The organism is Stenotrophomonas sp. I18B00994, assembly GCF_014145825.1.
GTDB lineage: Bacteria > Pseudomonadota > Gammaproteobacteria > Xanthomonadales > Xanthomonadaceae > Stenotrophomonas > Stenotrophomonas maltophilia.
In genome coordinates this window covers 229,023-244,275 of sequence record NZ_JACIUW010000003.1, presented here as the reverse complement: position 1 = coordinate 244,275, position 15,253 = coordinate 229,023, and the positions used below count along the sequence as shown (strand labels likewise).

Annotated in this window: 12 protein-coding genes; 6 read left to right on the top strand and 6 right to left on the bottom strand. The window is 62.8% G+C overall.

Annotated features, from left to right (window positions below; genetic code table 11):
- Positions 1 to 103: 103 nt before the first annotated feature.
- Positions 104 to 2,608, bottom strand: a complete 2,505-nt coding sequence (hrpB, locus tag H4O10_RS04800) for an ATP-dependent helicase HrpB (RefSeq protein ID WP_049454112.1) — start codon at positions 2,606 to 2,608, stop codon at positions 104 to 106.
- Between the two features lie 67 nt (positions 2,609 to 2,675).
- Between hrpB and H4O10_RS04795 the strand changes: the two genes are divergently transcribed.
- Positions 2,676 to 3,473: a TatD family hydrolase gene (locus tag H4O10_RS04795; protein WP_049454123.1), complete on the top strand. Its 798-nt coding sequence runs from the start codon at positions 2,676 to 2,678 to the stop codon at positions 3,471 to 3,473.
- A 56-nt stretch (positions 3,474 to 3,529) separates the two neighbouring features.
- On the opposite strand, the gene H4O10_RS04790 is transcribed toward H4O10_RS04795, so the two are convergent.
- The 5 genes from H4O10_RS04790 to H4O10_RS04770 form a co-directional block, all read right to left on the bottom strand.
- The gene (locus tag H4O10_RS04790) at positions 3,530 to 4,381 is read right to left on the bottom strand and encodes an NAD-dependent epimerase/dehydratase family protein (RefSeq protein WP_176425429.1); all 852 of its coding nucleotides are present in this window, start codon (positions 4,379 to 4,381) and stop codon (positions 3,530 to 3,532) included.
- A gap of 29 nt (positions 4,382 to 4,410) precedes the next feature.
- On the bottom strand, positions 4,411 to 5,349 hold the full coding sequence (gene panE / locus H4O10_RS04785) for a 2-dehydropantoate 2-reductase (RefSeq protein WP_049454108.1): 939 nt from the start codon (positions 5,347 to 5,349) through the stop codon (positions 4,411 to 4,413).
- Positions 5,350 to 5,647: 298 nt separating this feature from the next.
- Positions 5,648 to 6,415 (bottom strand): hypothetical protein, encoded by a 768-nt coding sequence (locus H4O10_RS04780; RefSeq protein ID WP_049454106.1) that lies wholly within the window; start codon positions 6,413 to 6,415, stop codon positions 5,648 to 5,650.
- A 323-nt stretch (positions 6,416 to 6,738) separates the two neighbouring features.
- Positions 6,739 to 7,530, bottom strand: a complete 792-nt coding sequence (locus H4O10_RS04775; protein ID WP_005411568.1) for an ABC transporter permease — start codon at positions 7,528 to 7,530, stop codon at positions 6,739 to 6,741.
- Positions 7,527 to 8,495, bottom strand: a complete 969-nt coding sequence (locus H4O10_RS04770) for an ABC transporter ATP-binding protein (RefSeq protein ID WP_049453504.1) — start codon at positions 8,493 to 8,495, stop codon at positions 7,527 to 7,529. Before H4O10_RS04770 ends, H4O10_RS04775 begins: the two co-directional genes overlap by 4 nt.
- 84 nt (positions 8,496 to 8,579) lie before the next feature.
- Here H4O10_RS04770 and H4O10_RS04765 point away from each other — a divergent pair, with 84 nt between their 5' ends.
- The 5 genes from H4O10_RS04765 (at position 8,580) to H4O10_RS04745 (ending at position 15,242) form a co-directional block, all read left to right on the top strand.
- Positions 8,580 to 9,341, top strand: coding sequence for a ferredoxin--NADP reductase (locus tag H4O10_RS04765; protein WP_080353137.1), 762 nt, complete (start codon positions 8,580 to 8,582; stop codon positions 9,339 to 9,341).
- 78 nt (positions 9,342 to 9,419) lie between these two features.
- Positions 9,420 to 10,742 carry a site-specific integrase gene (locus H4O10_RS04760; protein ID WP_161802155.1) on the top strand — a complete coding sequence of 441 codons (1,323 nt, stop codon included), beginning with the start codon at positions 9,420 to 9,422 and terminating at the stop codon, positions 10,740 to 10,742.
- The gene (locus H4O10_RS04755; RefSeq protein ID WP_125899102.1) at positions 10,739 to 12,736 is read left to right on the top strand and encodes a hypothetical protein; all 1,998 of its coding nucleotides are present in this window, start codon (positions 10,739 to 10,741) and stop codon (positions 12,734 to 12,736) included. The genes H4O10_RS04760 and H4O10_RS04755 overlap by 4 nt, the downstream gene beginning before the upstream one ends.
- Positions 12,736 to 14,739, top strand: a complete 2,004-nt coding sequence (locus H4O10_RS04750) for a hypothetical protein (RefSeq protein ID WP_125899103.1) — start codon at positions 12,736 to 12,738, stop codon at positions 14,737 to 14,739. Before H4O10_RS04755 ends, H4O10_RS04750 begins: the two co-directional genes overlap by 1 nt.
- Positions 14,736 to 15,242, top strand: coding sequence for a hypothetical protein (locus tag H4O10_RS04745; RefSeq protein WP_049459868.1), 507 nt, complete (start codon positions 14,736 to 14,738; stop codon positions 15,240 to 15,242). The genes H4O10_RS04750 and H4O10_RS04745 overlap by 4 nt, the downstream gene beginning before the upstream one ends.
- The last annotated feature ends 11 nt before the right edge of the window (positions 15,243 to 15,253 follow it).

The following is a 15,253-nucleotide window of genomic DNA, read 5'->3' as shown; positions in this document are numbered from 1 at the left end:
CGGGTCGAAGTCCAGTGTCGCGTGTTGCCCGTAAACGGTATGTCAGTCGAGGTGGCACGCGGTGTGACTTTACCGCAGCCATTCAGGATCAGGCAGGGTCCGGCTACGTCCCGCGCGGCTTGGCCCGATGCGTGGCCGTGGCCGTCCACGGGTCATCCGGCCACGGATGGCGCGGGTAACGGCCCTTCATCTCCTTTTTCACTTCGGCGTAGGTGCTTTCCCAGAAGTTGCGCAGATCCTGGGTGACCTGCAGCGGGCGGCCGCCGGGGGAGAGCAGGTGCAGGGTCAGCGGCACGCGGCCATCGGCGATGCGCGGCGTGTCGGCCAGGCCGAACAGTTCCTGCAGCTTCACCGCCAGCACCGGCGGCAGCGGATCGCCGCTCTCGCTGTCCAGCGCATAGGTGATCGGCCGCTCCAGTCCGGACGGCACGGTAATGCGGGTCGGCGCATGACGCTCGACCAGCTGCCGTTGTGACCACTCCAGTGGCGATTTCAGCGCTTCGCCAAAGCTGGATTCGTCCAGCGCATCCAGTCGCGCCTTGCCGGCGAACGCGGGCTGCAGCCACTGCGCACGGTTGGCCAGCAGGGCGTCGTCGCTGCAGTCGGGCAGGCCAAGCTCGGGCATCCAGCGGCGCAGCGATTCCACCCGTGCCTGCCACTGGCGCAGGCCTTCGGTCCACGGCAGCGCCTGCAGGCCGAGCTCGGCCACCGCATCGGTCAGCGCCTGCGCGGCGTGCTGCGGATCGACCCGGCCGGCCGAGCGGCTGTCCAACACGATCCGGTCGAAACGGGTCTCGCGCAGGGCCACCAGGGCGCGGCGCTCGCTGTCCCATCGCACCACGTCTTCGGTGACGAAGCGCTCCGGCCACGCCCTGCGCAGCTGGCCTTCGTCCACCGGTGCGGCACGCAGCAGCAGCGCATCGCGTGCCTCAAAGCGAAGCTCGCTGGCCACCAGCCACGGTTCGCCACGCAGGTCGCTCAGCTCGTGCAGGCGCGCGCTGCGGCCATTGGCCAGCAGGTAACGCAGTGGATCGCCGGGATGCTGGAAGCCGATCCGATCAGGGAAGGCGTGAGCGAGCAGGTCGCCCAGTTCGTGCGCTTCGACGCTCGCCGGCGGCGCGGCATCACAGCGCAGGCGGCGACGCCACTGCTTGGCGGCGGCATCGATGGCGGCCAGCCCGCTGCGGTTGGCATCGCCCGGTATGCGGCCATTGCGGAACGCAGCCAGTGCGCGCCAGCGGCTCGCCAGCGCGTCACCGCCCTGGCGCAGCGGGTCGCGCGCTTCCAGCAGGGCGACCAGATCGGTGGCCAGCGCCTGCGCGCGGGCATCGGGCGCTGCCAGCAGCATCGCCGCCATCCGCGGGTGCGTACCCAGCGCCAGTACACGGTGCCCGAGTGCTGTGATCGCGCCCGAGTCCGACAGTGCACCCAGGCGTTGCAGCAGTTCGCGCGCCGCACCCATCGGGCCGGCCGGTGGCGGGTCGAGGAAGCGCAGGTCGCTGCTGCCCCACGCGGCCAGTTCCAGCGCCAGTCCGGCCAGTTCCACCTGGTCGATCTCGGCGCGGCGCTGCGGCTCCAATCGCTGCGACTGCGGCCACAGCCGCCAGGCCACGCCTTCGGCCACGCGACCGGCACGGCCCGCGCGCTGGTCGGCCGACGCCTGGGCGATGGCCACCACGTCCAGCCGGGTGAAGCCGCTGTTGGGGTCGTAGCGCGGTTCGCGTGCCTGGCCGCTGTCGATCACCACGCGCACGCCGGGCAGGGTCACCGACGACTCGGCCACGTTGGTGGCCAGCACCACGCGGCGGCGGCCATCGCTGGCGGCCTGCAGCACGCGCGCCTGCTGTTCCACCGGCAGCTCACCATGCAGGGCCAGTACTTCGACGCCGGCATCCAGCGATTCCTGCAGGCCAGCCTGCACCCGCGCGATCTCGCGCTGGCCGGGCAGGAACACCAGCAGGTCACCGGGGTGATCGGCCAGGGCCTGCTGCACCGCGCGGCGCACCTGCAGTTCCAGCGTCTCATCGCGGCGCGCCGGGAAATGGCTGACCGTCACCGGGTAGCTGCGGCCCTCGCTGCTCAGCCGCGGCGCATCGAGGAAGCGTGCCAGGCGCTCGCCATCCAGCGTGGCCGACATCACTACCAGGCGCAGGTCATCGCGCAGCTGCGCCTGCACGTCCAGCGCCAGCGCCAGCCCGAGGTCACCGCTGAGATGGCGCTCGTGGAATTCGTCGAACAGGATCGCACCGACTTCTTCCAGCATCGGGTCGTCCTGCAGCATGCGGGTCAGGATGCCTTCGGTGACGACTTCAATGCGGGTGCGTGCCGAGACCTTGTTCTCGAAGCGGATGCGGTAGCCGACCGTGCCGCCGACCTCTTCGCCCAGCTGCCGTGCCATGAACAGCGCGGCGCTGCGTGCGGCGACCCGGCGCGGCTCCAGCAGGATGATTTTCCGGCCTTGCAGCCATGGTGCTTCGAGCAGGGCCAGTGGTACCTGGGTGGTCTTGCCGGCGCCGGGCGGGGCTTCCAGCACCAGCCGTGGCTGCACGGCCAGGTGCTGCTGGATCTGCGGCAGCAGCGGGGAAATCGGGAAGGGCGGGGCATTCATGGGCAAAGGATAAGGGGCCATGGCGGCCGCAGGTACAATGCGCGGGCACTTTTCCCCCGCGATGACCATGCACCTGATCGATATCGGCGCCAACCTGACCCACGACTCATTCGACCGCGACCGCGATGCCGTCCTGGACCGCGCACGGCAGGCCGGCGTGGTGCAGATGGTCATTACCGGTGCCAGCCGCGAGCACTCGCCGCTGGCCGTGCAGCTGGCGCAGCAGCACCCGGGCTTCCTGTACGCGACCGCCGGCGTGCACCCGCATCATGCGGTGGAGTACACCGAGGAATGTGATGCCGAGATGCGCGCGCTGCATGACCACCCGGAAGTGGTGGCGGTGGGTGAGTGCGGGCTGGACTACTTCCGTGACTTCTCGCCGCGCCCGGCGCAGCACCGCGCCCTCGAGCGCCAGCTGCAGCTGGCCGCGGACAATGGCAAGCCGCTGTTCCTGCACCAGCGCGACGCGCATGCCGATTTCATGGCACAGATGAAGAACTTCGAAGGTCGCATCGGCCCGGCGGTGGTGCATTGCTTCACCGGCGAACGCGACGAGCTGTTCGACTACCTGGACCAGGACTGGTACATCGGCATCACCGGCTGGCTGTGCGACGAGCGCCGTGGCGCGCACCTGCGCGAACTGGTGAAGAACATCCCGGCCAACCGCCTGATGATCGAGACCGATGCGCCCTACCTGCTGCCACGCACGCTGAAGCCGATGCCGAAGGACCGCCGCAACGAACCGATGTTCCTTTCGCACATCGTGGAAGAACTGGCACGTGACCGTGGTGAGGACGTTGCAGTGACGGCGGCCAATGCGACTGCCGCCACGCGTGCGTTCTTCCGCCTGCCCGACGCGGGTTGACGGTAGTGCCGGCCGCTGGCCGGCAGCACATCCTGATTGCCGGCCAGCGGCCGGCACTACCGGAGCAGGTCGCGCAGGCCCTCACGGTAGCTGGGGAAGCGCGGCTGCCACGCCAGCGCTTCACGCGTGCCACGACTGTCGATGCGCTTGTTGCTCTCGTAGAAGCGCCGTAGCGTCGGGCTGAGTGCCGGGTCGTCCCATGCCACGGCAGGTGGCATCGCAAACCCGCCCAGCTTCGCGGCGAAGGCCAGCACATCCTGCGGCGGTGCCGGCTCGTCATCGCTGGGCAGGTATATCCCCTGCGCAACCGGTCGCTGCATCGCCGCGACGATCACTGCCGCAAGATCCTCTACGTGCAGGCGGTTGAACGCCAGGCCCGGCCGAATCACATGGCGGGCACGGCCCTGTGACAGCTGCAGCAACGCATTGCGCCCCGGCCCGTACAGGCCGGGCAGGCGGAACACCGCCGAAGCGATGCCACCTTCCTCTGCAAGCGCGCGCCATTGCGCTTCGGCACGCAGGCGCTGCACGCCGGCTGCTTCGGTGGCATCGGCTGCGCTGTGCTCGTCAACCCAGCCGCCGGCCCGATCGGCATACACCGACGTGGACGACAGATAGCCCACCCAGCGCAGTGCCGGGCTGGCCCGCAGAGCCGGCAGCAGCAGGCGCAGTGCCGGGTCGCCCGCGGCATCTGGCGGCACGCTGCACAGCACGGCCTCGGCCTGCGCGACCTCATCGAGCAGGGCGGGCGACGGTGGGGAGTCAGCGTGCAGCTGACGCCGCAGCAGGCCATCGTCCGGCGCCGACGAGGGGTTACGCACCGTGCCGACGACGTGCACGCCCCGCGCCTGCAGATGCGGGGCCAGCACGCATCCGCTCCAGCCCATACCGAGGATCAGCACCCGCATAGGCAGCGCGCCGGCCTGCAACGGGAGGCTCACGCGCCGCGCAGTGCCTGGTAGGCCTGCAGGCTGCTGTAGGCGACCTGCAGCAGCAGGGCTTCCTGGTCGGCCTTGCGTGCACGCGCCAGCATGTCGCCGACGATCTGTTCGGCCTCTACCTGCTGGCCGGCTTCCAGATCCCGCAGCATCGACGCCTTCAGTGCCGAGCCCGCCTGGGTAAGGGTGCCGCGTGCGGTGTCCTGCGCGGCATCTGGAATCGGCTCACCGGCAGCTTCAGCCACGGCCAGGCATTCGTCGTACAGGCCGCGCACGATCGCCTCGCCATCATCGGTGGCGACGATGGTGCCGATATCCGCGCGAAGCAGGCAGGTAGCAGCGGCCAGCGCGGTCAGGAAGGTGTATTTGATCCACTGTTCCTGGCCGATGTGTTCGCTCGCCAGGTGATCAAGATGGGCCTGCGCGCAGGCAGCGGCGAAGGCACGCACGCGTGCGGACGCAGCGCCGCCATCGCGCTCGCCGAAGGTGAGCTTGGCCGGCTTGCCCAGGTGCAGCACCGCACCGTCGGGGGCCTTGGTGGCGCTGATGAAGCACAGGCCGCCGAGCACGGCGTCGCGGCCGAAGCGCAGGTCCAGCGCGTTGTAGTGGTGCAGGCCGTTGAGGATCGGCAGCACGGTGGTGTTCGCGCCCACGGCTGGAACAATGGCGTCGATCGAGCTGTCGAGGTCGTAGGCCTTGCAGCTGAGGATGACCAGATCGAACGGCTTCTGCGCGGCCAATGCGGGCAGCGCATCGGCGGTGACGTGCTGCACCGGGAAGCTGGCATCGCCGAGCGGGCTGCGGATGACCAGGCCATCGCGGTCCAGCTGTGCGGCGCGCGCGGGGCGCACGAGGAAGGTCACGTCCACACCGGCCTGGGCCAGGCGACCACCGAAGTAACCGCCGGTACCGCCGGCGCCGAGGATCAGGATGCGCATTGCACGTTCACCGCTTTCTGGGGGAATCAGATCTGCGATTGTGCCGGAGATTGCGGCCAACGGCGGAGCCCCTCGTGGTGGTTCGCGCAGTTGGTTTCATGAGCTGGGTCGTGTGCGATGGGTTCGCGGGGGACGCCGTGAACCCATCCTTGGGGGCTTAGCCGCGCCATCCATGGCGCGGATACCCCCGCGAGCCCATTGCACACGACCCCTGACAGTTTCCGGGTGCGGCCACCACGGAAAGCAGATCAAGAGTGAAAGCGGGTCGCTCGCTGCGCTCGCTCGTGTAGAGCGGTGCTCAGGGCAGTTGTTCGCTGAAGTCTTCGGTGTAGCCCAACAGCAGTGTGGTGCGGGTGGCCAGGGTTGCAGCCAGTTTTGACCACGTGTCATGCGTTCCGGCCGCGTAGACGCGCTGCAGGTCCGCGACCAACGCATTTGCCTGTGCAGGCGACGGCGCGCTGTCGCGCTGGAAGCCGAGCCACGATGCGCCGAGTCCGAACAAGCGGTAGTCATGGTGTTCCTGCAGGTGCCGGATCAGGGCGTGATTCTGGAAGATGTCCCAGTCCGCGCTGAAGTAACCGTTGGGTAGGGCGGCGATCAGCAGGTCATCGCGGTCCACCGGCACCTGTTGCACGCAGACCACCTCGTCGACGATCAGGTCCGGCGTTGCATTGGCGGCGCCCAGCGCCTCGATGTCCTCGTCGCTGCACATCAGCGTGCCCGGCAGCGCGCTCCATTCCAGCCGATGAGAGGAATGCTCGAGCTGCGCGACCACATGCGCCAGCAACCGCTCGCGTGCCGCCAATGCATCTTCGGGGGTTTCCGGATCTTCGTCCTCGTACAGCGCGATGCGCGCGTCGTCGGACGCATGCATGCTGGTGTAGCGGCATTGGCCGACATCATCGAGCGTGAACAGGTAGCGATACCGGGGATCAGCCGTTTGTAGTGACGCCAGGTATTCCAGCATCTCATCCAACGAGGGTGAATCGCCCAGCAACGCATGGCTGAAGGCATCGATGGGGCCGTCCGACACGGCCTTGTCCAATGGAGTGGAAGTGATCTTCATCGCCACAGCCTAGCCGCAATCCCGAACGAAAAGATCCGGGCGTCGGCCTTACCGTGAACGCTCCATCCACGCGTGGCGTGGATCCATCGTGTCGACCAAGGTCGACACCCACCAACAGCAGCGGCAATCTGTCGAAGGCGGGGTGGGTCCGGTTGCGGGGGTGTCCGCGGCATGGATGCCGCGGCCAAGCCCCCAGGATGGGTTTACGGCGTCCCCCGCAACCGGACCCACCCCGCCATCCTCCGGCTAGTCAGCTTTTGCCGTTGAACTTGACGTTGACGTTGATTCAGCGGGTGCAGGGCCGCAGGCCCTGCAGGCAAAACTCAGCTGCGCATGCCCACGCCGCGACGTAGCAGCCACAGCGCCAACGCCGTCAGCACCACCACGAAACCGATCATCAGGCCGTAGGCCACCGGCAGCGGTACATCGCTGCTGCCCAGCAGGCCATAGCGGAACGCGTTGACCATGTAGAAGATCGGGTTGGCGTGCGTGGCCGCTTCGGCCCAGCCCGGCAGCAGCTTCACCGAATAGAACACGCCACCCAGGTAGGTCAGCGGGGTCAGGATGAAGGTCGGCACGATCGCCACGTCATCGAACTTCTTCGCATACACCGCGTTGATGAAGCCGGCCAGCGAGAAGATCGTCGCGCCCAGGATCACCGTGGTCAGCATCACCAGCGGGTGCGGGATGCGCACCGGGGTGAAGAACATCGCGATGATCAGCACGATCACGCCCACCATCAGGCCGCGCAGCACGGCGCCGGCCACGTAGCCCCACAGGATCACCCAGTTCGGCATAGGGCTGACCAGCAGTTCTTCCACGTGGCGGCCGAACTTGGCGCCAAAGAACGAGGAACTGATGTTGCCGTAGCTGTTCTGGATCACGCTCATCATCACCAGGCCCGGCACGATGAACTGCATGTAGGTGTAGCCCCCCATGTCACCCACGCGCGACCCGATCAGGTTGCCGAAGATCAGGAAGTACAGGGTCATGGTGATCGCCGGTGGCACCAGGGTCTGGCCCCAGATGCGCATGATGCGGGCGACTTCGCGGCGCACGATGGTCATCAGCGCGATGCGGTTGCGCTGGCCGTCGGTCAGCTCGGTGGTGCTCATGCAGGCTTCTCCAGGTTGCCGGTGAGGCGCACGAACAGCTCCTCCAGGCGGTTGCTCTTGGTACGCATCGAACGCACGCGGATACCGGCCTCGTTGAGCGTGGCGAACACGCGGTTGAGGTCCATTGCGCGCGGCATGTCGATGTCCAGCGTGTGCGGGTCCGGCGCGGTCAGCGTCGCACCTTCGATTACCGGCAGCTGTGCCGGCAGGTCACCGTCGATGTCCAGCAGGAAGCCCTCCACGTCCAGCTTGGCCAGCAGGGTGCGCATCGGCCCCTGCTCGACGATCTGGCCATGGTTGATGATCGCCAGGTGGCGGCACAGGTACTCGGCTTCTTCCAGGTAGTGCGTGGTAAGGATGATCGTGGTGCCTGCGGCATTGATCTCCTTCAGCACGCGCCACATGTCGCGGCGGATCTCGATGTCCACGCCGGCGGTCGGTTCGTCCAGGATCAGCAGGCGCGGGCTGGTCATCATCGCGCGGGCGATCATCAGCCGGCGCTTCATGCCGCCGGACAGCGTGCGGCTCATCACCTGTGCCTTTTCCCACAGGTGCGCGCGCTTCAGTTCCTCTTCGGCGCGCTGCTCGGCTTCCTCGCGCGGTACGCCATAGAAGCCGGCGTAGTTCACCAGGATGTCGAAGGGCTTCTCGAACAGGTTGAAGTTGATTTCCTGAGGCACCAGCCCGATCAGGCGCATGGTGGCGCTGCGGTTGCGCACCAGGTCGCTGCCGAACACTTCCACCTGGCCCTCGCTGAGGTTGACCAGGGAGCTGATGATGCCGATCAGGGTCGACTTGCCGGCGCCATTGGGGCCGAGCAGGGCGAAGAAGTCGCCCGGGGCCACTTCCAGGGAAACCCCCTTCAGGGCCTGGGTGCCGTTGTCGTAGGTCTTGCGCAGGTCGCGCACGCGCAGGGCGGGCGCCGTATCGTTCTGGGATGCCAAGCTCGAAGCCTTCGCGCCCATGGGCTGGCGCTGGAGAGGGGCGGGGAGGGGCTATTATAGAAGACCCCGAGGGCTTGCCCCGGCTACACACTGTCCCGAAAATTCGTGCCTGTTCAATTCCCCCTCAAGCTGGTCGGCTGCCGCATGCTGGCCCCGACCGTCGGCCACTACCAGTTCGTGCGTGACGATGGGCAGCCGCTGGATTTCCAGCCCGGCCAGTTCATCCAGGTCCATTTCAGCTACGCCGACGGCACCGAAACCAAGCGCAGCTACTCGCTGGCGACCATCCACGACCACGCGCTGGGCCCAGGCGAGGCGGTGGATATCGCCGTCAGTTTCGTGCCCGGTGGCGCCGCCACGGCCCTGTTCGAGGCACTGGAGCAGGGCGGCCAGATCAGTGCGTCCGGCCCCTATGGCCGGTTCTGCCTGAATCCCGGTGACCACAACGCCCGTTACCTGCTGATCGCCACCGGTACCGGCGTTACCCCGTACCGCTCGATGCTGCCGCTGCTGGAAAAGGCCATGGCCGAACGCGGTGTGCAGATCGTGCTGTTGCAGGGCGCGCGCAGCCCGGGCGAACTGCTGTACAGCGAAGATTTTTACAGCTTCGCCGAAAAGCACCCGAACTTCCGTTATGTTCCGTGCCTGTCGCGTGAACTCCCGGCTGATCCGCACCCGGACGTACAGCACGGCTACGTGCAGCAGGCGCTGGCCGGCTTCACGCCGGACCCGGCCACCGACATCGCTTACCTGTGCGGCAACCCGGACATGGTCGATGCCTGTGCCGAGCTGCTGAAGGCCGCCGGCCTGGGCAACCCGCAGATCCGCCGCGAGAAGTACGTAAGTTCAACCCCTTCAAAGGCTTAAGTGGCCTATTGACCTTGGCGAACAGCGGGCGTACCGTCCGCTGCAGGTCAGCTCGGAGTCAATCCGATGCAAGTGGTTATGCCCCCTGAGGGAGCCTTTGCACACGCGCCTAAGTTGCAGCATGTACCGATTCTGATCGGTGACGATGGCTCATACCCAATTGAAGCCAACCGCTACCTCGATGAGCGCAGCAACGGGGAATGGCAACTTCCTCGCGACCGATCAAAAGCAAAAGCTGAGAGTGAGCTCTTTTACGGGCCCATCCCAACCTTGCGCTCGCGAAGAAACATGGCCGCAAGGCTTTCTATTTTTCTCGAATGGTGCATAGACCAAGCCACTGATTGGCGAGAAATTTCCTACAACGAGAATATCCTTCATCAGTATCAGCCGGCACTCCTGAGTGGAGACGGCTCCCCGAGTGGGAGGCAGTTGGATCCCGCTACAGTTAACCTCTACGTCAATGAGGCGTGTCTATTTCTGACCTGGGCCAGCGAGCGCGGCTATCGCCTGCCCATGCAGATACCTGTAAGAAAAGTTGCATACACCTACATATCGCCCACAAGCTCGCAAAGCGGAACACTGCGCTCAAAGACTGTGCGGATCGGGTCTCTAACTGCGCCGGAAGCTCCGATCATCCTCCCTCCTGACAGGGAGGTTGAGATGTGGTTGAAGTCGATTTCGGTGCGTGCGCCCGTAAAAATTCTGATCTTCGAGCTGATCATCCGTTCTGGCCTCAGGATCTCGGAAGCCAATCAACTACGGGTCACCTGTTTTCCAGCAAAAAGAACGAGCGAGAGAACCAACTGGCAACCCGACTGGATATTGGCTGGTGAGGTTCCGCTAGTGCTCAAGTATGGCACTAAGGGAGGCAAGGTCAGTCCTGGGTCAGACCTTGGCACAAGATGGCGTACGGTATTTGTGCCACTAGATCTTGCCGAAAGGATCTGGCACTACATTTCGGTGATTCGACCGACCCAGCTGACGAGATATCACATTGGTGATAGGAAACACACCAAGCGGACAGATCGTCTGTGGCTTGGAGAAGGTGTGAACCGACCTGTGAGCAATGAGATGCTTCGCCGGATTTGGACTTCCGATCGGCATTGTCCCAAAGGATGGCACCCTCATACAGGAAGGCACCATTTTGCGGTGGAGAAGATCTGCGCCCTGACGCGGGCGCAGTTGGCCCTCGCAGGCAACTCAGAGCTGAGTGGTGCTGACTTCGGTTGGTTGCATGGGCTCATGGCCGGACAGGTAAAGATGCTTCTCAGTCCGCTTATGGGGCACGTTGATGAGCGCACGACGATGCAATACTTGCGCGCTGCGGTAGCCAAAATTGGTCGTGATCGAGGGCATCCAGCAATTCGTTGGAATGCGATCATCGACGAGGCATTGACGTGAGAGCGCGTGAAGATACAGGGGGAATGCCTGGGAAATGGGTGGTGCCCTGTACACATCCGGACCTCATTAGCACGGGGAAGATCTATGACTTCTCGATTCTGGCGACTGGTGCAAGTGATGCCCCGCCCATTGCCGCAGTCAGGCATTCCTGGAAGGGGGGATTCACTGGTAGGCCGGAGCTGCTGCGCGATCTATGGCCTACGCTGAGCGCGAGTATTGAAGGCATCGCATCAGACGGTGCAGCTGCAAGAAGGGGGGCACTGGTGTCCTTCTGGAGATTCCTCGATGCACTTGAGGGATACATGGCCTCAAATGGAATTCCATTCAAACGGGTGGTTAGACTTCGCGATCTGACATCCCGGCACGTTGCCCTCTACACAAGCCCGGGTCCGGAGGGTGCATGGGATGCCACTATGGACAGCAGAGCTGCCGTCGTCCGCGCGATTATAAAGACCGCGATTAGCTACCATGAACTTCCAGAGCTAGTACTTCCAGTTTTCAGGATAGCCTCGAATCGCCGCGAGACCCCATCCGAAGAGCACGGATTGGCCGTCATTAGGCTGCTACGAGCGGAGGCACTGAAGGTTCTACAGCGGTGGAGGAGAACGGACAGACTCATTCCTCAAGGACGCGATCTGATCGAGTTGTACAGAGAGAATCCTGAGTTCATGAATGCCCCCGACTTCGTATGTACGGAAGCGGATGCGCACGCGACCTATCGCGCGCTCATAAGGCTGACGGGAAATCCAGTGCCTCGGCGATCTCAGTTGTTGGCGATCTTCGGCAAGCGCATCAAAAGACTCCCAAGCTGGTGGGCGCACTACCCCGATGACCACGAACGATCAGGAAGCGAGGTCGGCTGGCACGATCTGGTTGCCGGAACCTATCCTACTAGCGCAGATGTCTCAATTTTCTTCCTGCTCTTTGTAGCGCGGAGCGCCTGGAACCCCGCAACCGCAGCATCCATGAACTTGAGCGACTGGACGGCAGTCTATGATGAGCAGCATGCATGGATCTATGCGCCTAAGGACCGGGCCAAAGGGACCGCGCAATGGACTGTGTCACGGGTAGGCGATGCGACGGGCTGTCATTCGTTAGTTGAGCTTCTTCTGAAGCGGACAGAAGGGCTTCGAGGCCATATCGAAAGAAACCCGCGCCTGTGCCCTCTCCCAGACGTTGTCGCTCGTAGTCCATGGGTGGGCGTAACAGTGCGCGGACGGCGACAAGGGGTGTATGTAGTAAATCCCCGCACAACTCGAACTGCAAACAACTGGCTCGCCTCTCTGATAGAGCAACTCGATGACGGCACCCGTACAGCTTCCGAGACCATGTCAATTGGACAGTTCAGAGATGTCGCCGCGGCTGCGATCTTCAAGGATTCTCAATACTCGAACTGGGTAATGATGGTACTACTTGGTCACAAGAACCTCATGACCACTAGGCACTATGGCTACCGAAGATCTTCTTTTGAGGAATCCTTCTCGCTTGTGTCCGAAGTGATTGATGACTTGTTCTCCCAGCTTCGGGTCAATCGTGTGTTCGACGTAGCCTTGACGAGGGCGAAGCTCGCAAAGTTGGACGTCAGTGAAGCCGAGATCGAAAAGCTGAATCAAGCACGCCGTCATAAGACCTACGACGGAAGCGGATGTGCAGATCCTTACAGCCCGCCAGCAGTCATTGATCCAGGCAATCCGAGAGATGGATGCACTCTATGCGTCCAGCAGCATAGGTGTGCTTCCAGCGGCTGCCCCAACTGTTTTGTGTTCACGGACAGCCTGGACTTCATCTGCCGGCGTGTGGCAGAGCTAGAGGCAGTTCGGACCTCCGTAGGAATGGTTCGGTTCGATGCTGGATCAGATGCAAGTGACCTGGCGCGGCTTCGCCTAACCGTTCTTCAATGGCCAGCAGATGCAGTGAAGTTCGCCATTGATAAGTGGGCGGCAAGGATAGCCTCCGGTGAGCACATGCCAATCTACTTCGCAGGGCAGCACTGATGAAAATGGTCAACCGGTCTCTAGTAGCAGGCAACCATGAACTCCTAGCTCCTGACGTGGAGGTGTCGCTACTGTCGATTAGTCCGAATGAGCTGAGGTTGGCGCCGGAGGCAAAGCTGAAGCAGCTTCAGAAGCTTGTTGGAATGGGGGACAACTGGGGCGTTCTTCGTATTGACGACGAACATCAGTCTGGCCTACGGACCTCTGATCTCGATCTAAGGCTCTATTCTGGAAGGGGCAAGACGTGCAAGGGGAAGCACTCACCCTTCGTAGTTCGAGAGCTTATGAGGCTGGCGATCACGATGGCGATAATTCCAGGCAAAACCGGGAAGGTGTATAGATACACAACGATCCGGACGCTCATTGCCAATCTTAAGAGGGCGATCCAGCGTACAAATGTACGTCCAAGCTCCAAGAGACTCTGGAGCCTGGTCGAACGCGCTGGCCTGACGCAGAAGTACTCTGACTGCCTTGGGGTGGTTGAGTACTACCACCGACTGGGGTGTCTTCCCGATGGCCCCGCGCCCATGCGTCCAACGGTTCATGGAATGAAGGCTGCGCGAGATCGAACGGGTGAACCTGAGCATACAATCCCGGTCAGCATAGCGAAACCTCATCAGCCATACTCAGATGAGTTCGTCTCTGAAGCAGGCTCGATGGCACTGGTGATGATCGAAGTCGTTGGTCCTACTTTGTTGGATGCCGTAGAGGCCGCACTCGCCGCTACTGAAACTACTCGTGATCTGAAAGACGGTCCCTCGCCATCTCCCAGTCGCCGAGCTGCTCGCGTAAGCAATGCTGTGATCCGGTCATGGGAATGGCGGGGGCCTGACGGGGAGCCGCTTAGGGATGCCCCGCTTCAATTTTCGATGAAATCCGGGCGAAGTGGAAAAACCGTCGCATGGCCGCCTCGGACGTTACCCCAGGCCTTGCGCCTGATAGTGGTTCTACAGGGTGCACACGCTTTTCCGGTGGCTCTTTCTGGCGGTCCCCGACATGGTGAACTGCTAACGATGCAGATCGGCTCGCTTGGCAAGCGAGGTGGTTCCAGTGTTTACGAGTTCAGAACCTGGAAGTTTGAGAATCCCGGAGGGAGGCAGAGTGAAGCGCCAGCGCCGTCAATTGCCATTCAAGCGATTCTGCAGCAAGAGCGCCTAGCGAACATTTTTCGACGGCACCACGGCCTAAAGGGGAACGGCCTGTGGGTTTCCCCAAGATATCCAGATAAGGTGCCGAGCCTTGCGCATGTGTTCAATAGCTTCGTGGAGATACTTGGCCTGGAGCGCTGGCTCACCGATGGTGGTATGAACCCGCATCGATTCCGAAAGACCCTCGCTCGAATTGTTGCTCTAGCGCTTGTCCATGCGCCAAAGATTTTGATGGATGTCTTTGGGCACAGGGATGAACAAATGACAATCATGCGCTACATACTTTCGGATCCAGGAATTCTTTCCGAAGTACAGCAAGTTGTACGTGAGATGCTTATTCTAAAGGGAGTGGAGGCGATCAATAAGGCTGATGAGGTTCAGGGGGCCGGCGCAGAGAAGCTACGGGGGCGTGTGGCGCTGTTCGCGCGCCGGCTGGGTAAGTCCGCCCTTGATCCGCAGAACATCAGGGAGTTCGCCCGCGCGATGACTGCTGAGGGCTCTTCTTGGGCAGTTGTCGCACCAGGAATAGTGTGTACGAACTTCACCGATGGAGGCCTTTGCAACAAGGGGCATGGTCAGGCTAATCCACACTACTGTCATCCTGCATGTGAGAATCAGTTGATTCTCCCTGACGACGAGGATAAGGCGTCCAGAAGCGTTGTTCAGGCCATCGAGACAGTTCAGTACAATCTTGAGTTGCTAGAGCACGCTTTCGTGGATGATGACGTTATGCTCATTGCTCAGTTCCGGGGGCAGATCAAGTCCGTGCTCGGCAGGTGGAAGAAGGTGGACGAATACTTCTCGAAGAGCAGTTTGCTGACGCGCCTCGTACCCAATGTGGTACTTCTGAAATGAGACAAAAGAAGAGTCTTGCCGAGCTTGGAAAGGAGCGGACGGAGGCGTTCGTTGCACGCCTTCGATCAACTATGGCCGAGATTGACAGGGAGATATCGGAGAACGACGGAGTGTATCCACGGAACTCTGGTCGGCTGAATGTTGCAGAGCTGTGTCGGCGGGCAAAGGTAACAGCGGTATCGCTGCACGGAGAGAAGCATGCCGGCACCACAAAGCTCGAGGTGCAGGCCTGGCTCACGAAACTTCGAGTGGACGTTCCTACGAGCGTGAAGGCCGCCAGACGAAAGTCCTACTCACAAAGGCTGGGATGGAAAGAGAGGTACGACGGTATTTCTGCGCAGTTCAAGAACATGTACTCGATCGAGGTGGTGCAGCGAGATGCAAAGATCGCCGCCTTGAAGAAGGAGATTTCTGAGCTGAAGTCACAGATCAAGAAGCAGCGCGAGGCGGGCTCAAGGGTGGTTGGAATCGAGAGCGGGAGAAGGAGAAAAGCGAGTTCGTAATAGGGCATCTC